General features: G+C 65.6%; 27 protein-coding genes. 18 read left to right on the forward strand and 9 right to left on the reverse strand.

Annotated elements, in window-relative coordinates; all coding sequences use genetic code 11:
- Positions 1-26: 26 nt before the first annotated feature.
- Entirely contained in the window at positions 27-515 is a 489-nt protein-coding gene (locus E8M84_RS07540) for a TspO/MBR family protein (protein WP_137110513.1), read from the forward strand.
- Here E8M84_RS07540 and crtC read toward each other — a convergent pair.
- Both crtC and crtD read right to left on the reverse strand, forming a co-directional pair.
- On the reverse strand, positions 512-1,345 hold the full coding sequence (gene crtC / locus E8M84_RS07545; protein ID WP_137110863.1) for a carotenoid 1,2-hydratase: 834 nt from the start codon (positions 1,343-1,345) through the stop codon (positions 512-514). The two genes, E8M84_RS07540 and crtC, sit on opposite strands and share 4 nt — an antisense overlap.
- Entirely contained in the window at positions 1,342-2,907 is a 1,566-nt protein-coding gene (crtD, locus tag E8M84_RS07550; RefSeq protein ID WP_137110514.1) for a 1-hydroxycarotenoid 3,4-desaturase CrtD, read from the reverse strand. Before crtD ends, crtC begins: the two co-directional genes overlap by 4 nt.
- Before the next feature lie 106 nt (positions 2,908-3,013).
- On the opposite strand from crtD, the gene E8M84_RS07555 reads away from it, so the two are divergent.
- From E8M84_RS07555 to E8M84_RS07620, 14 genes are all read left to right on the forward strand, one after another.
- On the forward strand, positions 3,014-3,877 hold the full coding sequence (locus tag E8M84_RS07555; protein ID WP_137110515.1) for a polyprenyl synthetase family protein: 864 nt from the start codon (positions 3,014-3,016) through the stop codon (positions 3,875-3,877).
- Positions 3,874-4,986 (forward strand): methyltransferase, encoded by a 1,113-nt coding sequence (locus E8M84_RS07560; protein WP_137110516.1) that lies wholly within the window; start codon positions 3,874-3,876, stop codon positions 4,984-4,986. Before E8M84_RS07555 ends, E8M84_RS07560 begins: the two co-directional genes overlap by 4 nt.
- 131 nt (positions 4,987-5,117) lie before the next feature.
- The gene (gene bchC / locus E8M84_RS07565; protein ID WP_137110517.1) at positions 5,118-6,053 is read left to right on the forward strand and encodes a chlorophyll synthesis pathway protein BchC; all 936 of its coding nucleotides are present in this window, start codon (positions 5,118-5,120) and stop codon (positions 6,051-6,053) included.
- Positions 6,050-7,051: a chlorophyllide a reductase iron protein subunit X gene (locus E8M84_RS07570; protein WP_137110518.1), complete on the forward strand. Its 1,002-nt coding sequence runs from the start codon at positions 6,050-6,052 to the stop codon at positions 7,049-7,051. The genes bchC and E8M84_RS07570 overlap by 4 nt, the downstream gene beginning before the upstream one ends.
- Before the next feature lie 117 nt (positions 7,052-7,168).
- Entirely contained in the window at positions 7,169-8,611 is a 1,443-nt protein-coding gene (gene bchY / locus E8M84_RS07575; RefSeq protein ID WP_137110864.1) for a chlorophyllide a reductase subunit Y, read from the forward strand.
- Positions 8,611-10,089 (forward strand): chlorophyllide a reductase subunit Z, encoded by a 1,479-nt coding sequence (bchZ, locus tag E8M84_RS07580; RefSeq protein WP_137110519.1) that lies wholly within the window; start codon positions 8,611-8,613, stop codon positions 10,087-10,089. The genes bchY and bchZ overlap by 1 nt, the downstream gene beginning before the upstream one ends.
- Positions 10,086-10,319 (forward strand): cytochrome PufQ, encoded by a 234-nt coding sequence (pufQ, locus tag E8M84_RS07585; RefSeq protein ID WP_137110520.1) that lies wholly within the window; start codon positions 10,086-10,088, stop codon positions 10,317-10,319. Before bchZ ends, pufQ begins: the two co-directional genes overlap by 4 nt.
- A 165-nt stretch (positions 10,320-10,484) precedes the next feature.
- Positions 10,485-10,634: a light-harvesting antenna LH1, beta subunit gene (gene pufB, locus E8M84_RS07590; protein WP_137110521.1), complete on the forward strand. Its 150-nt coding sequence runs from the start codon at positions 10,485-10,487 to the stop codon at positions 10,632-10,634.
- A gap of 13 nt (positions 10,635-10,647) precedes the next feature.
- Positions 10,648-10,830, forward strand: coding sequence for a light-harvesting antenna LH1, alpha subunit (pufA, locus tag E8M84_RS07595; RefSeq protein ID WP_137110522.1), 183 nt, complete (start codon positions 10,648-10,650; stop codon positions 10,828-10,830).
- A 134-nt stretch (positions 10,831-10,964) separates the two neighbouring features.
- The gene (gene pufL, locus E8M84_RS07600; protein WP_137110523.1) at positions 10,965-11,813 is read left to right on the forward strand and encodes a photosynthetic reaction center subunit L; all 849 of its coding nucleotides are present in this window, start codon (positions 10,965-10,967) and stop codon (positions 11,811-11,813) included.
- On the forward strand, positions 11,806-12,729 hold the full coding sequence (gene pufM, locus E8M84_RS07605) for a photosynthetic reaction center subunit M (protein ID WP_137110524.1): 924 nt from the start codon (positions 11,806-11,808) through the stop codon (positions 12,727-12,729). The genes pufL and pufM overlap by 8 nt, the downstream gene beginning before the upstream one ends.
- 9 nt (positions 12,730-12,738) lie before the next feature.
- A complete protein-coding gene (gene pufX, locus E8M84_RS07610; RefSeq protein ID WP_170971870.1) occupies positions 12,739-12,963 on the forward strand; it encodes an RC-LH1 core complex protein PufX in 225 nt (74 codons plus the stop codon).
- A 168-nt stretch (positions 12,964-13,131) separates the two neighbouring features.
- Positions 13,132-15,072: a 1-deoxy-D-xylulose-5-phosphate synthase gene (dxs, locus tag E8M84_RS07615; RefSeq protein ID WP_137110526.1), complete on the forward strand. Its 1,941-nt coding sequence runs from the start codon at positions 13,132-13,134 to the stop codon at positions 15,070-15,072.
- 121 nt (positions 15,073-15,193) lie between these two features.
- A complete protein-coding gene (locus tag E8M84_RS07620) occupies positions 15,194-15,766 on the forward strand; it encodes a hypothetical protein (RefSeq protein WP_137110527.1) in 573 nt (190 codons plus the stop codon).
- Positions 15,767-15,771: 5 nt separating this feature from the next.
- Here E8M84_RS07620 and ribD read toward each other — a convergent pair whose 3' ends face one another.
- Both ribD and nrdR read right to left on the reverse strand, forming a co-directional pair.
- Positions 15,772-16,890, reverse strand: coding sequence for a bifunctional diaminohydroxyphosphoribosylaminopyrimidine deaminase/5-amino-6-(5-phosphoribosylamino)uracil reductase RibD (ribD, locus tag E8M84_RS07625; protein ID WP_276607108.1), 1,119 nt, complete (start codon positions 16,888-16,890; stop codon positions 15,772-15,774).
- Positions 16,887-17,354 carry a transcriptional regulator NrdR gene (gene nrdR / locus E8M84_RS07630; protein WP_128514091.1) on the reverse strand — a complete coding sequence of 156 codons (468 nt, stop codon included), beginning with the start codon at positions 17,352-17,354 and terminating at the stop codon, positions 16,887-16,889. Before nrdR ends, ribD begins: the two co-directional genes overlap by 4 nt.
- A gap of 224 nt (positions 17,355-17,578) precedes the next feature.
- On the opposite strand from nrdR, the gene yghX reads away from it, so the two are divergent.
- The 3 genes from yghX (at position 17,579) to E8M84_RS07645 (ending at position 19,821) form a co-directional block, all read left to right on the forward strand.
- Complete coding sequence (yghX, locus tag E8M84_RS07635) at positions 17,579-18,481, forward strand: YghX family hydrolase (RefSeq protein WP_394347390.1); 903 nt, start codon at positions 17,579-17,581, stop codon at positions 18,479-18,481.
- 112 nt (positions 18,482-18,593) lie between these two features.
- The gene (locus E8M84_RS07640; protein WP_137110528.1) at positions 18,594-19,466 is read left to right on the forward strand and encodes a glycosyltransferase family 2 protein; all 873 of its coding nucleotides are present in this window, start codon (positions 18,594-18,596) and stop codon (positions 19,464-19,466) included.
- Positions 19,467-19,545: 79 nt separating this feature from the next.
- Positions 19,546-19,821: a hypothetical protein gene (locus tag E8M84_RS07645; RefSeq protein ID WP_137110529.1), complete on the forward strand. Its 276-nt coding sequence runs from the start codon at positions 19,546-19,548 to the stop codon at positions 19,819-19,821.
- On the opposite strand, the gene E8M84_RS07650 is transcribed toward E8M84_RS07645, so the two are convergent.
- The 5 genes from E8M84_RS07650 to dnaG all read right to left on the reverse strand — a co-directional run bounded on the left by E8M84_RS07650 (position 19,818) and on the right by dnaG (position 25,164).
- Positions 19,818-20,285, reverse strand: coding sequence for a hypothetical protein (locus E8M84_RS07650; protein ID WP_137110530.1), 468 nt, complete (start codon positions 20,283-20,285; stop codon positions 19,818-19,820). The genes E8M84_RS07645 and E8M84_RS07650 overlap by 4 nt on opposite strands.
- 105 nt (positions 20,286-20,390) lie before the next feature.
- Positions 20,391-20,693, reverse strand: a complete 303-nt coding sequence (locus tag E8M84_RS07655) for a putative quinol monooxygenase (protein WP_137110531.1) — start codon at positions 20,691-20,693, stop codon at positions 20,391-20,393.
- Between the two features lie 86 nt (positions 20,694-20,779).
- On the reverse strand, positions 20,780-21,145 hold the full coding sequence (locus E8M84_RS07660) for a hypothetical protein (protein ID WP_137110532.1): 366 nt from the start codon (positions 21,143-21,145) through the stop codon (positions 20,780-20,782).
- A gap of 11 nt (positions 21,146-21,156) precedes the next feature.
- Positions 21,157-23,148, reverse strand: coding sequence for an RNA polymerase sigma factor RpoD (rpoD, locus tag E8M84_RS07665; protein WP_137110533.1), 1,992 nt, complete (start codon positions 23,146-23,148; stop codon positions 21,157-21,159).
- Positions 23,149-23,238: 90 nt separating this feature from the next.
- Positions 23,239-25,164, reverse strand: coding sequence for a DNA primase (gene dnaG / locus E8M84_RS07670; protein ID WP_137110534.1), 1,926 nt, complete (start codon positions 25,162-25,164; stop codon positions 23,239-23,241).
- Positions 25,165-25,210: the final 46 nt, after the last annotated feature.

The raw sequence follows: 25,210 nt of genomic DNA on the forward strand, positions 1-25,210 counted from the left end.
CCGGGCGCAACCGGTAGGATGGCGTCATGGATATCTGGGTGTTCTTCGTGTTCCTTCTGGCCTGTGGGCCAGCCGCCGCCACTGGGGCGATGTTTTCGCCCGGAGCCTGGTACGAGGCGCTGAAGAAGCCCAGCTGGACCCCGCCGAACTGGCTGTTCCCGGTGGCCTGGACGACGCTTTACATCTGCATGGCGCTGGCGGCCGAGCGGGTGGCGCGGCAAGCGGGGGTGGACCCCGCGGTGGGCATGGCGCTGGCGCTTTATGCCTTGCAGATGGGGCTCAACTGCCTGTGGACGCCGGTTTTCTTCGGGCTGAGGCGCATGCGGGCGGGGATGCTGGTGCTGGCGCTGTTGTGGTTGGCCGTAGCCGCGACGCTGGTCGCGTTCTGGCGAGTGGACTGGGTCGCGGGGCTGCTGTTCGTCCCCTATCTGACCTGGGTCACCGTGGCCGGGGCGCTGAACTGGTCGGTGGTGTCTTTGAACCCCGAACAGGCAAAGGGTCCGGTGGCAGCCTAAGGCCAGCGCGCCCGTCGCGGGACCCTTACGGCAAGCATCGGTTTCAGGAGTGGTTGGCGGAAGCGGGTGAGGTCGAGGGCCTCATGCATGCCGATGGTGGCTTCGCCGTCGATCCGGGTTTCCACCAGCGACCGCGAGTAGAACGGGGCTTCCAGCAGCGACAGGTGCGGGCGGGGCGTGGTCCCGGGATCAGCGCGGGTTTCGCGCCGGACGGCCCAAGGGTTGCGGCGGAAGCGGGTTCTGGGCGGGGCGGTCGTTTCGCGCACCTGGCCGTCAGGTGTGATTTCCACCGCCAGGTCGAAGTGGCGACCGTCGCGCAGTTCGGCGTCGTAGAAGCAGAGCGCGCGGTCTTTCAGCGGGTAGCGGCCCCAGGTCCAGAAGGCGAAGTCCGCCTCCAAAGCGCGGGTGCCGAAGTTGGCGTCAAAGTAGCCGTGGCCGCGCCAATTGTGACCCTGCGTCAGATCAACCTCGATATCGGCGATGGGGGCGAAAGGGCGCCAGAGATGGGCGGCGTCGGGAGTGAGGAGAACCTCGGTCTGGGTGACGGCGCGGGGGGTCAGGGTGATGCGGCCCTTTACCGGGGTCACCATGGGCGGCGCGCCCCATTCGTTTACCTCGATGACCAGCTGGCTGCCGGTCCAGGTCACGGAGGAGGGGCCGATCTGCAGCCTTTCAGGGGACTGTTTCAGCGCCTGTCGCCCCCGGTCGGTCATGGTGAAGCGACCGTTGAGGCCCGAGGTGACAAGGTTCATGCAGCAGTGATTCTGCGGCTCGCGGCGGCCCGACCACTTGTACCAGGGCGAGAAGACCGACCCGATGAAGGCGATCAGCGAGACGGCTTTTGTCCCGTCCTCAGAGATGCCGTCGACATACCACCAGGCGTAACCGTCCGGGCCGACGTTGAGGGAGAAGTCAGGTCCTGCAGCGCCTGTAAGGCGGCTTGCCGGCCGGAGAGAAGCGCCATCGGCACCCCCGCCCCCGGATGCACCCCGCCCCCCGCCAGATAGAGCCCCGGCAGTCCCGTCCGCGCCACCGGACGCTTGAACGCCGCCAGCGCCCCCTCGGGCGAGGCGCCATAGATCGCGCCCAGCGAGGCCGGGAACCGTTGCGCGAGATCCTTGGGCCGGGTCAACGCCTCCGGTCCCGGCGGGGGCGAGAAGGTCAGCCCCATCTGCGCCAAAACGGGGAAGGTGCGGTCGTGGCATGATTGGTCCTCGTCCTTGTGGTCGGGGCGGTTGGGGGGCGCGTTCAGGATGATCTGGAAGCGTTCGATTGTCGCGCTACGGCCAAGCTCGCGGTCCTGGGCGTTGAGGTAGAGGGTGGGGCTGTCGGGCATCCTCCCCGCACCGATGGGGCCGAATTCGGCCGTCGGATCGTCGGTGAAGAAGAGGTTGTGGTGGATCAGTTCCTGCGCGCGGGGGCCTTCTGGCGTCGCGGCGAAGGACCAGACCCAGGCGGAGAGGCTGGGTTTGCCGGGTGGCTTGAGAGCGGATTGCGCGGCCTCGCCCAACTGGCCATCGGTCAGGGCGCGCGGGTCGCCGTTGAAGACGACGATGTCGGCAGGGTGATGGCCCTGGTCGGTCTCCACCAGGCTGACGCGGCCGGATTGGCGGGTGATGCGACGGGCTTGCGTGGCAAAGTGGAAGCGGATGCCGATGCGTTCGGCGGCGCGGGCGAGGGCAAGGGCGAGGGCCTGGATGCCGTCGGTCACGGCCCAGACGCCCTGCGCCTCGGCCTGCCAGACGAGGGAGAGGACGGCGGGGGTATGGGACGGGCGGCCGCCGACGTAGGTGGCGTAGCGACCGAACAACTGGCGCAGGCGTGGATCGCGGAAGAACTGGGTCAGCCAGCGGTCCAGCGTCATGCCGGGGAGGAGGGCGGGCCAGAGTTTGGGCTGGGTTAGGGTGGTGCGCGCGATGGCGGCCAGATCGGGTTTGGCGGCGCGCATGACGGGGTGTTCGAAGGCTTGATACAACGCGCGGGCGGCAGCGTCGAAGCGGGCGAAGCCTTGCGCCTCACTGTTCCCGGCGAAGGCGCGGATCGCCTCGATATTGGCGTCGCGGTCGGGGTGAAGGTCGAGAGGGCCGGTGTCTGGCCACCAGTGGCGAGCGAGGCGCGGGAGGCGGGTTATGGTGACCTCGGCCTCGGTCGTGGTCCCGCAGAGGGCAAACAGCGCGTCGACTTCGGATTTCAGCGTCAGGACGGTGGGACCCATCGCGGCGGGTCCGGCCCCGGTCGTGCGCGCGCGGGCCTTGCCGCCGGGGGTGTCGGCGGTCTCGATGACGGTGACGCGACAACCGCCTGCGGCCAGCCGGATTGCGGCAGCAAGACCGCCCATGCCTGCCCCGATCACCACCGCGCGGGGCTGGCCTTTGTGGTCGGCGGAAGGCATTGCGGGCGACCTCTTGTCAGCTTCACATGACAACATAGTGTAAATTCAAGTTTACACATGCCAATCGCAATGCCAAACTGAATCGACAGGCCTCAGGAGTGCGCCCATGCCGTTCGACGACCGTATCGAGAAGGCCCTGCATGAGAGCCTCGCCCCCCTGAACCGCAAGGACGCGCCGCCGAAGCTGTCGGCGGCCATCCCCTATGCCGTGTTTCCCGGCGGGGCGCGGATCCGGCCCACGATCCTTCTGGCGGTGGCGACGGCCTGTGGCGATGACCGGCCCGAGGTGGCCACGGCGGCGGCGGTGGCACTGGAACTGATCCATTGTGCGAGCCTCGTCCATGACGACCTGCCTGCGTTTGACGATGCCGACCTACGACGCGGCAAGCCCACGCTGCACCGGGCGTTCAGCGAGCCATTGGCGGTGCTGGCGGGGGACAGTCTGATTGTCCTTGCGTTTGAGGTGCTTGCGAAGGCTGGGCATCGCGCGCCGGAGCGGGCCCTGGCGCTGACCGGGGCGCTTGCGCGACATACGGGTGCACCCTTCGGGATTTGCGCGGGGCAGGCCTGGGAGAGCGAGTCGAAGGTTGATCTTCTGGCCTATCACCGCGCCAAGACGGCGGCGCTGTTCGTCGCGGCGACCCAGATGGGGGCCGTGGCGGCAGGGCAGGAGGCCGAGCCCTGGACCGAGCTTGGCGACCGGATCGGCGCGGCGTTCCAGGTGGCGGATGATCTGAAGGACGCTCTGCTGACCAGCGATCAGACCGGGAAACCGGCGGGGCAGGATGCGGTACATCTGCGGCCCAACGCGGTGGCCCAGATGGGGGTCGAGGGGGCAATGGCGCATATGAAGGACATTCTGGCGGGGGCGATTGCCTCGATTCCGTCCTGCCCGGGCGAGGCGATGCTGGCGGGCCTCGTCACCGCCTATGCCCGCAAGATGACTGTCCTGCCCGAGACGGCGAGATGAACGCCGAACCGCGCCCGCCGCCTGCGCGGCCCGAAGCGCTGGGTTTGCTGACCCGGCTGGCGATGTCGCCCCGGTTTCACAAGCTTGCCGCCCGCATCCCGGGCCTGCGCTGGAAGGCAAGGGCCGAGGGGGCGGAGTTGTTTTCCATCCTGTCCGGCTTTGTCCAGTCGCAGGCTTTGGTCGCGCTGGTCGAGGGGCGGGTGCTGCATGTCCTCGCCTCGGGTCCCAAGACGACCGACGATCTTTCGCGGCATTGCGCCATTCCGCCCGCGCCCCTGCTGGTGCTGCTGCGCGCCGGGGCGGCGCTGAAGCTTCTGTCCGGCGACCGCAAGGGCCGCTGGCACCTTGCGCCGCGCGGGGCGGCCTTTCTGACCGTGCCTGGGCTGGAGCCGATGGTGCGGCATCATCATGTGCTTTACGGCGATCTTGCTGATCCGCTTGCGTTTTTCCGAGGCCAGACCGAGACGCAGCTCGCCGGGTTCTGGCCCTATGTCTTCGGGCCGATGGCGCAGGAAGATGCCGGGCTGGCGGCGCGTTATTCGCGGTTGATGGCGGAAAGCCAGGTGCTGGTGGCCGAGGATACGTTGCGGCTGGTTGACCTGTCGATGCGCAAGCATCTGCTGGATGTGGGCGGCGGGACGGGGGCCTTCCTGGCCGAAGTCGGCAAGGTGCACCCCGCGCTGAAGCTCTCGCTGTTCGACATGCCCGCGGTGCTAGCCGGGGTGCCTGCGGCCTTGCGCGACCGGCTAAGCCTGCATCCCGGCAGTTTCCTCAGCGATCCCCTGCCGGGCGGCGCTGATACGATCAGCCTAGTCCGGGTGCTGTACGACCACGACGACCGGACTGTAGCAGAGCTTTTGGCCAAGGTTCACGCGACCCTGCCGTCGGGCGGGATGATTCTGGTGTCAGAGCCAATGTCGGGCGGTGACCGGCCCGATCCGGCGACGGACGTCTACTTTGCGATCTACACTCTGGCGATGCGCACTGGCCGCACAAGGTCAGCGGCAGAGATTGGCGCGGTCCTGAATGCAACCGGTTTCACCGATATCCGGGCCAGGGCAGGGGATCGGCCCTATGTGACCTCGGCTGTCACGGCTATCCGGGCGTGATGCTTGCGTCTTTTCCGCTGCCGAGTTCGTCAAATGCCGAAAAAGTGTCCAATTAGTTTGACATCCTAAACTGTCAGGCTAGACTTACACATAGTGCGATAGCCGCACCGATTCAGGAAGGCTGCAAGTTCGTGGACACCGATGCCGTCATCCTCTCTGGCCCCCAATCCCTGAAACTGGGTCTGGTTGGACTGAAGGCCCCGGTCGCTGGTGACGTTGTGGTCCGCGTGCGGCACTCCGGCATTTCCACTGGCACCGAAAAGCTGTTCTGGCTGGGCACGATGCCGCCCTTCCCGGGCATGGGCTATCCGCTGGTCCCGGGCTATGAGAGCTTTGGCGAAGTGGTGGAGACCTGTGGCGAGACGGGTCTGACAGTCGGCGACCACGTCTTCGTTCCGGGTGCGAACTGTTTTGAGGATGGCGTGCGCGGGTTGTTCGGCGGGGCTTCGGGCCTGCTGGTGACGCCTGCTGCGCGCGTCGCGAAACTTGATGCCGGGTATGGTGAGCAGGGCGCGCTGCTGGCGCTGGCCGCAACGGCCTATCACGCGCTGGCCGGTGGGGCCTTGCCGGACCTGATCATCGGGCACGGGACGCTTGGGCGCCTTCTAGCCCGCATCGCCCTCGCGATGGGTGCCGGGCCGACGGTCTGGGAGATTGACGCGGCCCGTCGGTCTGGTGCCGAGGGCTATCAGGTCATCGCGCCCGAGGATGACGCGCGCCGCGATTACAAGGTGATCCTCGATGCCTCGGGGGCATCTGGCCTTCTGGACACTCTGGTCCCGCGCCTTGCCAAGGGTGGCGAGGTCGTCCTCTGCGGCTTCTACACCGCCCCCATCAGTTTTGCCTTCCCGCCCGCCTTCATGAAGGAGCTGCGGCTGCGGATCGCGTCCGAATGGCAGCCTGCCGACCTGGACGCAACGCGCCGTCTGCTGGACGAAGGCCGCCTGTCGCTGGACGGGCTGATTACGCACCGCGCCGCTGCTGCTGACGCGGGGGCTGCATACACGACCGCTTTCACCGACCCGACCTGCCTGAAAATGATCCTCGATTGGAGTGCTGCTGCATGACCGAAGTTCCCAATCTGAAGGATTTCGACGCCCGGCTGCGCGCTGAAGCCAGCGAAGAGCCTTCGCTGGAAGTGCCGCAGGACCCGCCGTCGAAAAAGACGCAGATCATCGCGATCTACGGCAAGGGCGGGATCGGCAAGTCGTTCACGCTGGCGAACCTCAGCCACATGATGGCCGAGATGGGCAAGCGCGTCTTGCTGATCGGCTGTGACCCGAAGTCGGACACCACCTCGCTTCTGTTCGGCGGCAAGGCTTGCCCGACGATAATCGAAACCTCGACCCGCAAGAAGCTTGCTGGTGAGGAAGTGAAGATCGGCGACGTCTGCTTCAAGCGCGGCGGCGTTTTCGCGATGGAACTGGGCGGACCCGAGGTCGGTCGCGGGTGCGGCGGGCGCGGGATCATCCACGGGTTCGAGCTGCTGGAAAAGCTGGGGTTCCACGACTGGGACTTCGACTATGTGCTGCTGGATTTCCTGGGCGATGTGGTCTGCGGCGGGTTCGGCCTGCCGATCGCACGCGACATGGCGCAGAAGGTGATCGTGGTCGGCTCGAACGACCTGCAGTCGCTGTATGTCGCGAACAACGTCTGCTCGGCGGTGGAATACTTCCGCAAGCTGGGCGGCAACGTCGGTGTGGCCGGGCTGGTCATCAACAAGGATGACGGGACGGGCGAGGCTGCGGCTTTCGCCAAGGCGGTCAACATTCCGGTGCTGGCGTCGATCCCCGCTGATGATGATCTGCGCCGGAAATCGGCGAATTATCAGATCGTTGGGACCAATGCGACGCAATGGGGTGCCTTGTTCGAAGTGCTGGCCTGTGCCGTCGCCGACGCTCCGCCGCTGCGCCCGAAGCCCCTGACTCAGGACGGCCTGCTGGGCCTGTTCGATGCCGAGACGACGGGGTCGAACTTCGTCCTTGATCCCGCGACGGACGCCGACATGCGCGGGTCCTTCGCCGCCGTGAAACCCAGCCTGGAAGTGGTCTACGACAATGTTTGACCTGGACGCCCTTGCCCAGATCGAAGCCGCGCTGAAGGCGCGGGAGGGCCGCAAGTGAGCGACCTGACCGCCACCCAACCGGTTGACGGACTGGGCTGCCACGCGGGTGCGGGGCAGATGGCGGAGGCTGCGCGAGCGGCTGGCAATTCGGAAATCCTCGACCGCTACGCGGCGGACTATCCGCAGGGGCCGCATGACAAGCCGCAATCGATGTGCCCGGCGTTTGGCTCGCTGCGCGTGGGCCTTCGGATGCGGCGAGTTGCGACGGTTCTGTCGGGGTCGGCCTGCTGCGTTTATGGGCTGTCGTTTGTCAGCCACTTCTATGGTGCGCGTAGGTCGGTCGGGTATGTGCCGTTCAACTCGGAGACGCTGGTGACCGGCAAGCTCTTCGAGGACATCCGGGATGCGGTGCACGAGCTGGCGGACCCGGACCGTTATGACGCGGTGGTGGTGACGAACCTGTGCGTGCCGACCGCTTCGGGCGTGCCGCTGCGGCTGCTGCCCAATGAGATCAACGGTGTGCGGATCATCGGCATCGACGTGCCGGGGTTTGGCGTGCCGACCCACGCCGAGGCGAAGGACGTGCTGGCCGGGGCGATGCTGGCCTATGCTCGGTCCGAGATCGAGGCGGGGCCGGTGGCGGCGCCTGCTCAGGGTCGCAGCGACCGTCCGACCGTAACCCTGCTGGGCGAGATGTTCCCGGCCGACCCGATGATGATCGGCGCGATGCTGGCCCCGATGGGTCTGGCCGCCGGTCCCGTGGTGCCGTGCCGCGAATGGCGTGAGCTTTATGCGGCCCTGGATTCGGGCGTCGTGGCGGCGATCCATCCGTTCTACACGGCGGCGATCCGGGAGTTCCAGGCGGCGGGGCGGACCATCGTCGGCAGCGCCCCGGTGGGGCATGACGGCACGATGGGCTGGCTGGCAGCGATTGGGGCGGCGTACAACGTGGCACCCGAGCGGATTGCGGCGGCTCAGAATGCGTTCGGTCCGGCGATCAAGGGAGCCCTTGCGGCCAACCCGATCAAGGGGCGGATCACGCTGTCGGGCTATGAAGGCTCTGAACTGCTGGTCGCGCGGCTGCTGATCGAAAGTGGCGCGGACGTGCCTTACGTGGGCACCGCTTGCGCGAAGAACGAATGGTCGCAAGCCGACCGCGAATGGCTGGAGGCCAAGGGCTGCGTGGTGAAATACCGCGCGAGCCTGGAGGATGATCTGGCCGCGATGGAGGCGTTCAAGCCGGACCTCGCCGTCGGGACGACTCCGGTCGTGCAGAAGGCGAAGGAAAAGGCTATCCCCTCGCTTTACTTCACAAATCTGATTTCCGCGCGGCCCTTGATGGGGCCTGCGGGCGCTGGGTCCCTGGCGCAGGTCGTCAATGCGGCGATGGGCAACAAGACCCGGATGGAGGGCATGAAGGCCTTCTTCGAAGGGGTCGGCTCCGGCGACACAGCTGGCATCTGGGAAGGCTCGCCGAACCTGCGGCCGGACTTCCGGGCGATCCATCAGAAGAAACTCGACAAGGCCGCGAAAGCCGCCAAAGCCGAGGAGATGATCTGATGCTGGTGCAGGATCATGACCGGGCAGGCGGCTACTGGGGGGCGATCTACGCTTTCTGTGCCGTGAAGGGCCTGCAGGTCGTCATCGACGGACCGGTGGGGTGTGAGAACCTGCCGGTGACGTCCGTCCTGCACTACACCGACGCCTTGCCGCCGCATGAGTTGCCGATTGTGGTGACGGGATTGGGCGAAGGCGAGATGACTTCGGGGACTGAATCCTCGATGGCGCGCGCCTGGAAGACTTTGGACCCGGCGTTGCCTGCGGTCGTGGTCACCGGGTCGATTGCCGAGATGATCGGCGGGGGTGTCACGCCGCAGGGCACGAACATCCAGCGGTTTCTCCCCAGGACCATCGACGAGGACCAGTGGCAGTGTGCCGACCGGGCGATGACCTGGATCTTCACCGAGTTCGGGATGACCAAGGGGCGAATGCCTCCTGAGACGCCGCGGCCCGAGGGGTCGAAGCCCCGCGTCAACATCCTCGGCCCGATGTACGGCACGTTCAACATGCCGTCGGACCTTGCGGAAATCCGGCGGCTGGTCGAGGGCATCGGGGCCGAGATCAACATGGTGATGCCGCTTGGCGCGCACCTGGCCGAGATGCGGAACCTGGTCAACGCCGACGCCAACGTGGTGATGTATCGCGAGTTCGGGCGGGGCCTCGCCGAATGTCTGGGCAAGCCTTACCTGCAGGCGCCTATCGGGCTGGAATCGACGACTCTCTTCCTGCGCACTTTGGGCGAGATGCTGGGGCTGGACCCCGAGCCGTTCATCGAACGGGAGAAGCATTCGACGCTGAAGCCTTTGTGGGACCTCTGGCGGTCCGTCACGCAGGATTTCTTCGCGACGGCCAGCTTCGCCATCGTTGCGAACGAGACTTACACGCGGGGCATCCGCAAGTATCTGGAAGACGACCTTGGTCTGCCTTGCGCCTTCGCGGTGCCGCGGCTGGCGGGGCAGAAGACCAACAACGAGGGTGTGCGGGCGCTGATGAAACAGCACCGGCCGCTGATCGTGATGGGGTCGATCAACGAGAAGATGTACCTGGCGGAACTGAAGGGTGGGCATGGCCCCGCGCCAAGCTTCATCCCCGCAAGCTTCCCCGGCGCTGCGATCCGTCGCGCCACGGGGACGCCGTTCATGGGCTACGCCGGGGCGGTCTATCTGCTGCAGGAGGTCTGCAACGGCCTTTTCGACGCGCTGTTCCACATCCTGCCCTTGGGGTCGGAAATGGATAGCGCGGCAGCCACGCCCACGACCCTGCGCCGTGACATGCCTTGGGACACCGACGCGCAACTGGCGCTGGACCGCATCCTGCAGCAGCACCCGGTGCTGACCCGCATTTCCGCTGCGCGCACCCTGCGCGATGCGGCCGAAAAGACCGCGCTCGACCAAGGGGCCGAGCGGGTGATCCTGGAATTCGTCGAAACCCTGTCGGGCGCAAGCCCGGGCGGGACTGCCAAGGGAGAGAGACCATGAGTGACCAGAGCTACATCAGCCACGTTCAGCTGAAGACGGCGCATCACAAGCGCACGCCGAAGGCCGAGTACGCGACCTACTTCGCGCTGATCCTGATCCTGGCCCTGCCGGTGCAATGCCTGGTCTGGCTGGCACAGGCCCTGCGGCACATGACCCTTCCGGCGGAAGGTCCCCTGGCCCGCGCGTTGCGCGATGCCGAGGAGATCACGCCTTCGATCTTCCGCCCCTGAAAAGGGCCGGAGCCTATGACCGACGCGGTGCGCCCGCCCGTCCGGTGAAGCCTTCGGGGAGGGCGGGGAAACCCGGCCTTTCCGGAACCAACGGTGCAGCAGTCCGCTGCCCCGTGTACCCAGCCGCAGGGGATGCGGCGTCAGTCTGCCAATCCGGAGGATAGAATGGCTGATAAATCCGACCTGAGTTTCACAGGTCTCACCGACGAGCAGGCGCAAGAGCTGCACTCCGTCTACATGAGCGGGCTTTGGCTGTTCACAGTCATCGCCGTCGTCGCTCATCTGGCGGTGTACATCTGGCGTCCGTGGTTCTGAGGAGGAACGATAAATGTCCAAGTTCTACAAAATCTGGCTCATCTTCGATCCTCGTCGCGTCTTCGTGGCACAGGGCGTGTTCCTGTTCCTCTTGGCGGCAATGATCCACCTCGTGCTGCTCAGCACGCCGGCCTACAACTGGCTTGACATCGCGACCGCGAAGTATGGCTACACCGCGCCGGCAGCCACGGAATAAGCCGTGACCATCGTTGGGGGCGGCGCAGCCCAGTGCCCGCCGCCCCCGACAATCTACGCTCCGACACACATCTGGTCTGATCCGCCGACTGCGCCCGACGGCGGCTTTGCCCGGAAGAAAAACGAGAGGGAAGCATGGCACTGCTCAGCTTCGAAAGAAAATACCGCGTGCCGGGGGGCACGCTGATCGGGGGCAATCTGTTCGACTTCTGGGTCGGCCCCTTCTATGTCGGGTTCTTCGGGGTCCTGACCTTCTTCTTTGCCGTGCTTGGCACCGTGCTGATCCTGTACGGCGCCGTGCTGCAAGGGACCTGGAACCCCTGGCTGATCTCGATCAACCCGCCGCCCGTGGAAATGGGCATGGCGATGGCACCTTTGCGCGAGGGCGGCCTTTGGCAGATCATCACGATCTGCGCGATCGGCGCTTTCACGACCTGGGCGCTGCGCGAGGTGGAGATCTGCCGGAAGCTGGGGATGGGCTACCATGTGCCCTTCGCCTTCGGTTTTGCGATCCTCGCCTATGTGACGCTGGTGGTGATCCGGCCCGCGCTGATGGGAGCCTGGGGCTATGCCTTCCCCTACGGGATCTGGACGCACCTCGATTGGGTGTCGAACACGGGCTACCAGTACGGCAACTTCCACTACAACCCGGCGCACATGATCGCGGTGAGCTTCTTCTTCACCACGGCACTCGCGCTGGCCCTGCACGGCGCGCTGATCCTGTCCGCGGCCAACCCTGAAAAGGGCAAGGAGATGCGGACGCCCGACCATGAGGACACCTACTTCCGTGATCTCATCGGCTATTCGGTGGGCACGCTGGGCATCCACCGCCTTGGCCTCCTTCTCGCGCTGAACGCCGTCTTCTGGTCGGCGGTCTGCATCGTGATCTCGGGCACGATCTGGTTCGACCAATGGGTCGTCTGGTGGGACTGGTGGCTGCAACTGCCCTGGTGGGCCGGCATCGAGGGAGGCGTAAATGGCTGAGTATCAGAACATCTTCACCCAGGTTCAGGTGCGCGGCGCCCCCGAGATGGGTATGACCGAAAGCGTCGAACTCTCGAACCGGACCAAGGGCGCGAGCTTCTCGTCGCTGGCGGGCTGGTTCGGCAACGCCCAGCTTGGCCCGGTCTACCTGGGCACGATGGGGGTGATCTCGCTGGTCTCCGGGCTGGCCTGGTTCATGACTGTTGGCGGCTGGTACTGGTATCAGGCGGGGTTCAACCCGGCTGTGTTCCTGCGCGACCTGTTCTGGTTCAGCCTGGAACCCCCGGCCGAGGAATACGGCCTGGGCTTCGCGCCGATCGCCGAAGGGGGGCTCTGGATCATTGCCAGCTTCTTCCTTCTGGTCAGCGTCTGTGCCTGGTGGGTCCGGACCTGGCTGCGCGCTCAGGCGCTGGGCATGGGCAAGCACGTCAGCTGGGCCTTTGCCAGCGCGATCTGGCTGTTCCTGGTGCTGGGCCTGTTCCGGCCGATCCTGATGGGGTCCTGGAGCCACGCCGTCCCGTACGGCATCTTCAGCCACCTCGACTGGACCAACAACTTCTCGCTGCAATACGGCAACCTGTTCTACAACCCGTTCCACGCCCTCAGCATCGCCTTCCTTTACGGGTCGGCGCTCCTGTTCGCGATGCACGGGGCGACGATCCTGGCCGTCAGCCGCTTTGGTGGCGACCGGGAGCTTGAGCAGATCGTCGACCGCGGTACCGCGTCCGAACGGGCGGCTCTCTTCTGGCGCTGGACCATGGGGTTCAACGCGACGATGGAAGGGATTCACCGCTGGGCCTGGTGGTTTGCAGTGCTGGTCACGCTGACTGGCGGTATCGGCATCCTGCTGACGGGAACGGTCGTCGACAACTGGTACGTCTGGGCACAGGAGCACGGCTACGCGCCGTTGCAATAGGAGGGCATGATGCCGAACGACTATTTCAACGAAAGCCGGCAGACGAACCTGGTCTACTGGAGCCTTGGCCACATGCTGAAGGGCGCGCTCTATGCCGCGGCTTTCGTCATCGCCATCTCGCTCTTCGTCTGGGCGATCTACCTGGTCGGCCTCCTTCTGCCGGAGGAAAGCCGCGAGACGCCCTCGCCCTACTCCCAGCTTGAAGCACCGCTGGTGGTCGAGCATCTGGCCTGAGACAGTCCGGCCCGTCGCGTCCTGCGGCGGACCGGACATGCCGATCCGCACCCTCCCACGGGTCCGGATGTCGGGACCTCCGGGCCCCGGTTCCCTTCCTGTCGGACGACAGGCACTTGTGCCGTGTGGTCAACCCCACACGGCACCTTTTGACCCTAGGAGGCTGCCATGACCGCGTCCGGTCCCAATGCTGCCCTGTCCCCCAAGCCGATGCTCGACCGCGTGGCCAGTCCCGCCGATTTGCGGGCTCTGCCCGACCGGGACCTGACCCAGCTTGCCGACGAATTGCGCCGGGAAGTGATCGAGGTGGTCAGCCAGACCGGCGGGCATCTGGGGTCTTCGCTGGGGGTGGTCGAGCTGACCGTCGCCCTGCACGCGGTCTTCGACACGCCGCGCGACAAGCTGATCTGGGATGTGGGGCACCAGTGCTATCCGCACAAGATCCTGACCGGCCGCCGTGACCGGATGCTGACCCTGCGCCAGGCCGAGGGGCTGAGCGGATTCACCAAGCGGTCGGAAAGCGAATACGACCCGTTCGGCGCGGCGCATAGCTCGACCTCGATCTCGGCGGCGCTGGGGTTCGCCATGGCGCGCGAGATGGGGCAGGCGGTCGGCGACACCGTGGCCGTCATCGGCGACGGCGCGATCACGGCGGGCATGGCCTATGAGGCCATGAACCACGCGGGCCATCTGGGCAAGCGGTTGTTCGTGATCCTGAACGACAATGACATGTCCATCGCACCTCCGGTGGGCGCGATGCAGACCTATCTGAATTCCATCGCCCGATCAGGCCCGCTGGCCACGCTGAAAGCCATTGCCGAGGGGCTGGAGGATCACCTGCCTGCCCCCCTGCGTGAGGGTGCGCGGCGGGCGCGCGAGATGGTCAGTGACCGCCCGGGTGGCGTCACCCTGTTCGAGAAGCTCGGCTTTTCCTATTTCGGCCCGGTCAACGGGCATGACGTGCCGATGCTCTTGCACGCGCTGCGCTCGATGCGGAGCCACGCGGACGGGCCGGTCCTGCTGCACGTCGTGACCAAGAAGGGTTGCGGCTATGGCCCGGCGGAAGGGGCGGACGACAAGTATCACGGTGTCGCCAAGTTCGACATCGCCACCGGCAAGCAGCACAAGACGCCCGCCAATGCGCCGAACTATACGGCGGTCTTCGGCCAGACCCTGACCGAGGAAGCCGCCCGCGACCCGCGCATCGTGGCCATCACCGCCGCGATGCCGGGGGGGACGGGCCTTGATGTGATGCAAAAGCGCTTTCCGGCGCGGGTCTTCGATGTGGGCATTGCCGAACAGCACGGCGTGACCTTCGCGGCCGGTCTTGCGGCCGGGGGGATGCGGCCCTTCTGCGCGATCTATTCCAGCTTCCTGCAGCGCGGTTACGACCAGATTGTCCATGACGTGGCCCTACAGAACCTGCCGGTCCGCTTCATGATTGACCGGGCAGGGCTGGTCGGCCAGGACGGCGCGACGCATGCCGGGGCCTTCGACACGATGTTCCTGGCAAACCTGCCGAACATGACCGTCATGGCCGCAGGCGACGAGGCAGAGCTTGTCCACATGATCGCCACCGCCGCCCAGCATGACGACGGCCCCATCGCCTTGCGCTATCCGCGGGGCGAGGGGATGGGCGTGGCGATGCCCGAACGGGGGCAGGCGCTGGAGATCGGCAAGGGCCGGATCCTGCGCGAAGGCAGCGACATTGCGCTTCTGTCCTTCGGCGCGCATCTGTCCGAAGTGCTGGCCGCCGCTACCATCCTGGAAGCCGAAGGCATTCACGCAACCGTGGCGGATGCCCGCTTTGCAAAGCCGCTGGATCACGCGCTGATCGACCAGCTTTACCGCCATCACCGGGCGCTGGTGACGGTCGAACAGGGATCGACCGGGGGCTTCGGCGCGCTGGTCCTGCATCACCTTGCCGCCACCGGCGCGCTGGACCGGCGCGGGTCGGTGCGCACCATGACCCTGCCCGACCGCTTCATCGATCAGGCCAGTCCCGCGAAGATGTATGCCTGGGCAGGTCTGGCCGCAGAAGACATCGCCGTGATGGCCCGTGCCGTTGTTTTGCCAACGAAATCGGGCGAGGTTGTCAACCTTCGCTGACAGATGACGGTGTTAGCTGTGGAAAACTGTCAGAAGTGTAAACTTCGGGCGGGATTTTCTGCAGAACTGTGTTAAGTTCGCTTCGCTGACTACGCTTGGGAGGGCGAGAGCAGTGAAGTTCATGCAGGTCTACGCCGTTGTAGACAGCGAATATCGCGTACTTTGGGTTGGTGGAGAGTGGGATGAGTTCGCTCTCAACGGAGGCGCAAACTCGGCTACATCGAACGCCGTCCTGTCGACCTCGGTGATGTCTCACATCGCCGGGTCCGAAACCCGTGCGGAAACGGCCCGCATGGTTGATGCGGTGCTGAAGCACAAGCGCACCTTGCGGCTGGAGTATCGCTGCGATTCCCCCAGCGTTGCCCGCAAGTTCCAGATGACGATCCAGCCGATGAAGGATGACCGGGCGCTGATGGTTCACGACCTGCGCGACGCCTGGCACTTCTCGCCGCCCCTGAACCGCTGGCACTACGATCCCGCGGCGCGGGATGTGAAATGTTCGTTCTGCGGCGATGTCAGACTGGACGGTGAAGCCGAATGGACATCCTGCGATGACATCGGCGACCGGCACCCGACGCATGTGAACTACGAGGTCTGCTCGACCTGCGTCGTGTCCATCGACCGTGCGGTGGAAGAGGTGCTTCTGGGCACCGACGTGACCGCCGCGCTGGACGAAGACAAGCTGCCGCGCTGATCCTGTCAGGCGCGCGGATCGCGCCGGGGCATCTGCCACAGGCTCATCAGGTCAGGCCCGACCTGCAGCGTTTCGACCAGAGCAAGCCGCGGGGCATCCGCCAGTGCATTCAGGCGCAAGGCGCCAAGAGCGGGATGGCCGTCTGCCCCGATCAGCGCGCCTGCAGAGAAGAGCATCAGCTCATCGACCAGCCCCGCCCGCACCAGGGCGGCGGCCAGAGTGCTGCCGCCCTCGCTGAGGATGCGGGTCAGGCCCCGATCCGCCAGGCTGCGCAGTGCGGCGGTCAGGTCAAGCTGGCCTGCTGCCTCGGGTACTTCGATCAGGGTGGCCCCGGTCTGGCTCCAGGCGGCCCGGGCGGTCTGCGGGGCAGAGGTGCCATGCAGGATCCAGACCGGATGGTCACCCGCAGTGCGGCCCAGACGGCTGTCCGGGCTATGGCGCAGGGCACGGTCCAGAACCACGCGGACGGGTTGCCGGACCGCCCCCATGTCGCGGACGGTCAGGTCGGGGTCATCGGCCACGGCAGTGCCCGAGCCGACCATGACGGCGTCGTGGGCCAGGCGCATGGCATGCACCCTGCGCCGCGCCTCGGGCCCAGTGATCCAGCGGCTTTCGCCACTGGCCGTGGCGATCCGGCCATCCAGCGTCGCGGCCAGCTTCAGCGTCACGAAGGGCAGGCCTTGCGTCACCCGTTTCAGGAACCCCGCGTTCAGCCGGTTTGCCGGATCGGTCAGGACGCCCTCAGTCACGGCGATGCCCGCCGCGCGCAGCATCGCGTGGCCCTTGCCCGACACGCGGGGGTCGGGATCGGTCAGGGCGGTGACGACCCGCGCGACGCGGGCGGCGATCAGCGCCTCGGCGCAGGGCGGGGTGTGGCCATGATGTGCGCAGGGCTCCAGCGTGACATAGGCGGTGGCGCCCGCCGCCTGCGACCCGGCCTGCTGCAAAGCGCGAACCTCGGCATGCGGACGTCCGCCGGGCTGTGTCCAGCCGCGACCGACGACCACGCCGTCCTTGACCAGCACGCAGCCGACGGCAGGATTGGGCCAGGTATTGCCAAGGCCCCGCGCGGCAAGGCGCAGGGCATGGGCCATGTGGTCCCGGTCTTGGGCGGGGTCGGTCACTCTTCCCCGGCGGCTCCGGGCCGAAGCTCGCTGACGAAGCCGTCGAAGTCGTCCGCGGTCTGGAAGTTCTTGTAGACGCTGGCAAAGCGCACATAGGCCACGGTGTCGATCCGGGCCAGGCTTTCCATCACGATCTCGCCGATGACCTTGGACGAGATGTCGGTGTCGCCCAGGGATTCCAGCCGCCGCACGATGCCAGAGATCATCTGGTCGATGCGTTCGGGGTCGATCGGCCGCTTCTGCATCGCGATCCGGATCGAGCGTTCCAGTTTCGAACGGTCGAAATCCTCGCGTTTGCCCGAGGATTTGATGACGACCAGATCGCGCAACTGAACGCGCTCGTAGGTGGTGAAGCGGCCACCGCAGGCCGGACAGAAGCGACGGCGGCGGATCGAGACGTGATCCTCAGCCGGCCGCGAGTCCTTCACTTGCGTGTCGATGTTGCCGCAGAATGGGCAGCGCATCGGCCCCTCCCTTGCTGTTGTTAGACTTCCTGCCTCAAGGCCGGGTGTTTCCCCCGGTTCCCTGACACTGACTATAGGGGAGGGCCGAGGATTTCGGGAAGGCTTATATTTGTGGCCCAGAATATGGGGGCGGCACTGTGGCGGGCAGGACTCACGCCGTCGTGTTGTGGCGTGTCGCCGGTCTCGGGCTACCCTACTCCCCTGCATAGTCACAGGAGGCACCGATGAACCGACCGATGACACGGATGACGGCGAAGGACTTCGATCAGGAACTGCTGGAGCTTTACGACTTCTATGCCCACGGCAATATCACCAAGCGCGAGTTCCTGGACCGCGCCGGAAGATGGGCCGTGGGCGGCGTGACGGCGGTCATGCTTCTGAACATGCTGTCGCCGAACTATGCGCTGGCCCAGCAGGTGGCGGCCGATGATGCGGGGATCGTGGCCGAACGGGTGACCTACCCGTCGCCCAACGGTCACGGGTCGGTCAACGGCTACCTAGTGCGGCCTGCAGGCGCGACGGGCAAGCTTCCGGCGGTTCTGGTTGTGCATGAGAACCGGGGATTGAACCCGTATATCGAAGATGTCGCACGACGGCTTACCAAGGCCGGGTTCCTTGCGCTGGCGCCGGACGGTCTGACCAGCGTGGGCGGCTATCCGGGCGATGACGAGAAGGGTCGTGAGCTGCAGACGACGGTCGACCCGGCCAAACTGATGAACGATTTCTTCGCCGGCGTGGAATGGCTGCTGGCGCATGAGGCGTCAACCGGCAAGGTCGGCGTGACGGGGTTCTGCTATGGCGGGGGCGTGGCGAATGCCTGCGCGGTGGCCTTCCCCGAACTCGCTGGGGCCGTGCCGTTTTATGGCCGCCAACCGAGGTTCGAGGCAGATGTGGCAAAGATCAAATGCCCCCTGTTGCTGCATTTCGCCGAATTGGACGAGCGGATCAATTCGGGTTGGCCGGGGTATGAAGCGGCGCTCAAGGCGGCCGGGGTGACCTACGAGGCGCACATCTACCCCGGAGTGAACCACGGGTTCCACAACGACACGACACCCCGCTATGACGCCGCAGCGGCTGAACTGGCCTGGGACCGGACTGTGGCCTTCTTCACCGCGAATCTGGCCTGATCGCCGTGAACCGACCGCATCTTGATTGCGCAAAGCCCGACCCGCTACATGGGTCGGGCAGGGTTTGGAGCGTGACTGCGGCCTGGTCCTTGCAGAAAGTCGATTGGCGGGAATGGCAGAACAAAGGATCGCGCTTTGCGCCATCGTCCGGAACGAAATCCGGTCGCTGGTCGAATGGCTGGCGCATCACAAGGCGCTGGGGTTCACCGATGTCGTGATCTACGACAACGACAGCACGGATGGCACGACCGACCTCTTGCGGGTCCTGGACGAGGCGGGGGAGCTGGTGCATCTGCCTTGGCCGCATTCGGTGGGCGCACGGCCGCAGCGTCTGGCCTATGAACATGCGCGGCACCATTCTGATGCCGACTGGCTCGCCTTCTTCGACGCTGACGAGTTCCTCGTGCTGCACCGGGACGCCAGCATTGGCGATTTCCTGGCCCGCTTTGCCGACGACGTATCCGCCGTCGCGGTGAACTGGATCGTCTTCGGCAGCGGTGGCCAGTCGGGCTATCGGCCCCTGCCAGTCATCGAGCGCTTTACCGATGCGCTGCCCGCTGCGGCGAAGGAAAGCCGCACGGTCAAGGCCATCGGGCGGCGGGACCGGCTGTCGGGGACGGGCATCCATAGGGTGGCGGTGGCGCAGGGTCGTTATGTCTCACCCTCGGGGCAGGACGTGGTGTTCGACGGGCTGACCGCCTCGGACGCCCCGGATACCGCGATCGCGGCGCTGCACCACTATGCGGTCAAGTCGCAGGAGGAGTTCGCGGAAAAGCGCGCGCGGGGCCATGCCAATTCGCAGTTCCCGGATCGCAAGCGCGCCAAGCTGGACGCCCGGCTGCCGGAGTTCGATGCTGGCGGGGTGCGGAATGATTTTCTGGCGCTGCGGTCCGCCCCGATGCGGGTTCAGGCTGCGCGGCTGTGTGCGATCCTGCGGGCGGCGGGGATGGACTATCCGGTCTGGCCCTTCGTCGAGGCGTGTTGACCCGAAAACCGGTTGGCCCGAAAACCGGTTGGCCCGAAAACCGGTTGGAATGCGTCATGATCGTGTTACGATTCCATGCATGTGGCTTCGACTCATCCCCTTTGCCCTGCTGGCCGGTCCGGTCGCCGCCGAAAGCCCGATTGCGGAAGTGATCTGCATCCCGCGGTCAGAACTGGTGCAGCGGATGAAGGGGGCAGAAATCTCCGGCTCGGGCCTGCGCGACACCGAGACGGTGCTGGAGGTCTGGACCAAGGCTTCGGGCGACTGGACGCTGGTGCAAAGCTATGCCGACGGGACGGCCTGCATCCTGGCGATGGGCGAGGCCTGGGAAGCGGTGATCCCGCCGCCCGCCTAGTTGCAAAGGCCCCAGCTGCGGCTGTCATAGTCCCAGCACTGGCCGATCCCGGCCTTGAGGTCGCTGATCCTGTCCAGCCCGGCCTCGACGCTGCCCTTGTCGCAGGCAAGTGCTGCGAGCGTCTTGGTGCCCTGCATCACGTTGACCCCGCCTTCCATGACCGCGTTTTCGTCCAACCGGTCGAAGGAGGACCAGACTTCGTAGGTCACGCCCTGGTTGGTGAACACCACCGAGTCCCAGATCGCCCGTCCGATCCCCGGCCAGGGCATGTAGTCCACCGTCTCCAGCGGTTCGTTGAGGGTCAGCTCCGGTTTGCCTTCAGGGCCGAAGCGGTAGGTCAGCATGCCCTTCCAGTAGCAGATCTCGACGGTCTTCTTGCCGATCGGGCAGGAGAAGGCTTCGTCCCCCTGGCAGGCGGCCTGCGCGGGGGCGGCGAGGAGGGCGAGGAAAAGGGCTGCGCGCATCGGGGGCTCCACGGGTTTGGCGGCAGTGTGGAGACCCCGGCGCGAGGACACAAGGTCAGGCATCCCGACCAGGGCGTCGGGTCCTGGGTTTCTTCGCCGGGCCCGCTACTGGCCGAGATGCAGGGCCACCTCGCCCGACCAGGGCTCGGTCACGCCCCGACCGCCGCCGAGGTCTTCCAGGATCGGGCGCAGCTTGTCGAGGCTGGCGATCATCGCCGGACGGGCGGCCACCATCGCCTCCATGTCGGCCCATTCGCCGACAACGGTGAAATTGCGCTCTCCCGTCTTCACCAGCCAGAAGTTCCGGCCCCCCGGCATCGACTTGATGTCGAAGTCCTTGTGCAGGCGAATGTATTCCGCTTCTTGCCCCGGCTTCACCCGCATGTGCACGACGTTCATGACGGTCATGGCGATCCCTCCCCAGGTTCCCACGGCGGCGAGGATAGCATGGAACGGGGTGAGTCGGGGGGCTGAGAACTTGGGCCCGATGGCTGTCAGCCCTGATCGGCGGCCTGAATCATTTCGATCCAGCGTTTCGCCGTCTTCGGATCGGAGATGCGCAACGTGATTTCACCACCGCTGGTCAAACGGGCCTCGGGAAACGCTGCGAACACCGTTTCCGGGGTGAGCTTTCCCCGCCGCAGCTCTGGCTTGCGGATATAGGCCAGAACCCACTCATCATTCGGTATTCCGGCAAAGCAGAATTCCTCGCCCCGCTTGATCCGCAGGCTGTTGAGAAAGCCCTGCTCGTGCGCGACCACAGAGAAATCCCCTGCCGAGGAAAATGCCTCGACGATCACGTCGAAGGCAGCTTTCGCGTCAGCAGAGGCGATTTCGTCGCGCAGGTCGGAGATGTTCACGGGCTATTCGCTCACTGATCCAGGAACGACCGCAACTTCCGAGACCGGCTTGGATGCTTCAGCTTCCGCAGCGCCTTAGCCTCAATCTGCCGGATGCGTTCGCGGGTCACGCTGAACTGCTGGCCAACTTCTTCCAGCGTGTGGTCGGTGTTCATGCCGATGCCGAAACGCATGCGGAGGACGCGTTCTTCGCGGGGGGTGAGGGACGCCAGCACGCGTGTCGTCGTTTCCTTCAGGTTCTCCTGAATGGCGGAATCCAGCGGCAGGATCGCGTTCTTGTCCTCGATGAAGTCGCCCAGCTGGCTGTCTTCCTCGTCGCCGATAGGAGTCTCCAGCGAGATCGGTTCCTTGGCGATCTTCATCACCTTGCGGACCTTCTCCAAGGGCATCTGGAGCTTTTCGGCCAGTTCCTCGGGCGTCGGTTCGCGGCCGATTTCGTGCAGCATCTGGCGGCCGGTGCGGACCAGTTTGTTGATCGTCTCGATCATGTGGACCGGGATACGGATCGTCCGGGCCTGGTCGGCGATGGAGCGGGTAATCGCCTGACGGATCCACCAGGTCGCGTAGGTGGAGAACTTGTAGCCGCGGCGGTATTCGAACTTGTCGACGGCCTTCATCAGGCCGATGTTGCCTTCCTGGATCAGGTCCAGGAATTGCAGCCCGCGGTTGGTGTATTTCTTGGCGATCGAGATCACCAGACGCAGGTTCGCCTCGACCATTTCCTTCTTGGCCTGACGCGCCTCTTTCTCGCCCTTCTGGACCTGGTTCACGATCCGGCGGAATTCGCTGATGTCGACGCCAACATACTGGCCGACACGGGCCATGTCGTTGCGCAGCGCCTCGACCTTGTCGAACGACCGTTCGATCAGCGCCTGCCAGCCGCGACCGGATTTCTGCGCCATCCGGTCCAGCCAGGAGGGATCAAGTTCGTAGCCCTGATACTCCTGGATGAATTCCTGACGGTTGATCCGCGCGGCATCGGCCAGTTTCACCATGCCGGAGTTGATGGTCATGATGCTTTTGTTGATGCCATAAAGCTGGTCGATCAGCGCCTCGATCCGGCTGTTGTTCAGGTGCAGCTCGTTGACCAAGAGCACGATTTCCGACCGCAGCTTCTGGTAGGCGGCCTCGTCGGCCGTGGAAAAGCGCTGGGAGGAGGACAGCGTCGCATTCATGCGACTTTCCTGCATCTCGGCCAGCTTGTCGTAATCGCGGGCGATCAGGTCCAGCGTTTCCAGCACGCGCGGCTTCAGCGCGGCTTCCATCGCCGCCAGCGACATGTTCGAGGCCTCGTCGTCCTCGTCCTCGTCCATCTCGCGCAGGATGGGGTTGCCGTCGGCGTCGAGTTCCGGCTCGGCGCTGGCGGGCCGACGCGGGGCAGCTTCGCCCACACCCACTTCGTCAAGCGGCGGGCCGTCGAGATCTTCCTCGCCGTCCAGGCTGCGGCCGAAGGTGGCTTCAAGGTCGATGACGTCACGCAGCAGGATTTCTTCGGACAGAAGTTCGTCGCGCCAGATGATGATGGCCTTGAAGGTCAGCGGGCTTTCGCAAAGCCCCGCGATCATCGTGTTGCGCCCGGCCTCGATCCGCTTGGCGATGGCGATCTCGCCCTCGCGGCTCAGAAGCTCGACCGAACCCATTTCCCGCAGGTACATCCGGACCGGGTCGTCGGTGCGGTCGAGCGTCTCGGTCGTGGTGCCCGCAACCGCGATCTCGCGGCTGGTCGAGGTTTCCACGAGTTCCCCGGCGGGGGCTTCGCCTTCCTCGACCTCTTCGTCCTCGATGATGTTGATGCCCATCTCGGACAGCATCGACATCACGTCTTCGATCTGTTCCGAAGACACCTGTTCCGGAGGCAGGACCGTGTTCAGCTGGTCATAGGTGATGTAGCCGCGCTCTTTCGCGTCGGCGATCATCTTCTTGACCGCCGCCTGGCTCATGTCGAGCGAGACGTCCGCGTCATCGGTTTCCGGCTTGGCGTCGTCGGTGTCCTTGAGGGCCATGGGGTCTCCATAAGGCGAATCGGCAGGAATGCGAATCGAGTCGGGGCTGGTCGAATCAATAACGCGAATCAGGCCGGGGGAAAGGCCGAATCAGCGGTTTTTCTTGACCCAGACCTGGCTATCGATCAGGGATTGCAGATGTCTTGACAGGGCGGCGCGGTCTTCGCCGAGGTCCGAACTGTCTGATATGCCGCTTTTATCCGAGCGGTGGCGGGCTTCGGCGGCCTTGGAAAGGCGCCAGGTCAGGCCTTCGTCAGGCAGGCCGTCCATATCCTCCATCGCGTCTTCGATTTCACGGTGCGCGCCCCGGCGGGCCTCAAGCTTCGCGAGTTCCTCGGCCAGACACAGTGCGGCGAGGTCATCATCTTCGCGGTTGCGGACTGGGGGTGCGATGGCGACATGGGGTCGCGACATCAATGCGTCAAGGGCCGCGGGGGCCGAAGCCGCGATCTTTGCGTGAAGGTCGGGCATCTCGGCGCCCGCCAGGATCATCTGGCGCAGCGTGTCGTGCGCCTCGCCCGCCAGGTCCAGCCGTTCCAGCGCGGATTCAAATCGGTGGATCAGCGCCGGGTGCAGGATGAGAGTGGCAAGGATCACCGCCTCGCGCAGGATTTCGTCCACCGGGCCTTGCGCCTGCGCTAGAAGCGACGACCGGGTCGTGGCCAGCGCGCCACCGGGCGGGGCGAACTTGCGGCCGCGCCAGGGGCCGGGCTGGAAGGGGCGGGCCTGGGCCGTGCCGAACAACTCCAGCCGCAGGCGCTTCATCTCCTCGGCGTAGTGCGACTTGATCGAGGGGTCGTTGATCCGGGCCAGATGACCGCGGAGGGTCTTGTCCAGGCTTGCGCGGCGTTCCGGGCTGTCGAAGACGCGGCCCTCGGTTTCGCGCTGCCAGAGTAGCTGGACCATGGGCTTCGCCTGGTCCAGGACGGCCTGCATCGCCGGGGTGCCGTGCGCCTTGAGAAGGTCGTCGGGGTCCATCCCGCCGGGCAGGATCGCGATGCGCAGCGCCTTCCCGGCTTCAAGCAATGGCAGGGCAAGGTCGATCACCCGATGCGCGGCCTTGATCCCGGCGCTGTCCCCATCCAGCGCCATGATCGGCTCGTCGGCGATACGCCAGATCATCCGCAGCTGGTCTTCGGTGACTGCAGTGCCCAAGGGGGCGACGGCGGCGGTGAATCCGGCCTCGGACAGCGCGATCACGTCCATGTAGCCTTCGGCGACGATCAGCGGCTTGCCCTTCCCGGCGGCTTCCCGGGCGGGGGAGTGGTTGAAGAGGTTCCTGCCCTTGTCGAACAGTTCCGTCTCGGGCCCGTTGAGGTACTTCGCCTGCGCGTTCGAGTCGAGGCTGCGCCCGCCAAGTGAGATCGGACGGCCGCGGGTGTCCTTGATCGGGAAGATGATCCGCGCGCGGAAGCGGTCGTAGAGGCTGCCGTCATCCGCCTTGGCGATCAGGCCCGAGGCGACCATCAGGTCATTGGAGATACCCTTGGAGGCAAGGTGTGCGATCAGCGCGGTGCGGGAGGCGGGCGCCCAGCCGATGTCCCAGCGGTCCCAGGCTTGTTCCGACAGGCGGCGCTTCTGCGACAGGTAGGTCCGCGCTTCGGCCCCGGCGGCGGTCTTGAGTTGCAGGCGGTAGAACTTGATCGCCTCGTCCATCACTTGCTGGAGAAGCGTCCGTCGGTCAGCGCGCTCGGCGGCTTTCGGGTCACGGGCGGGCATCTGCATGCCCGCTTCGCGCGCCAGGATCTCTACCGCTTCCATGAAGCCCAGGTTCTCGGAGTCCTTCACGAAGGTGACGGCGTCGCCCTTCGCATGGCAGCCGAAACAGTAGTAAAAGCCCTTGCGGTCGTCGACGTGGAAGCTGGCGGATTTTTCCTGGTGGAACGGGCAGGGCGCCCAGAAGTCGCCCTTCGCCATGTTCGACTTGCGCATGTCCCAAGTGACCTTGCGCCCGACAATCGAGGACAGGGTGACGCGTGTGCGAAGCTCGTCGAGGAATCCGTTCGGCAGGGACATGGGACAGATATGGCCCTTGGCGATTGGCGAGTCGAGAGGCGGAAGC

This window comes from Rhodobacter sp. SY28-1 (genome assembly GCF_005222785.1).
GTDB lineage: Bacteria > Pseudomonadota > Alphaproteobacteria > Rhodobacterales > Rhodobacteraceae > Tabrizicola.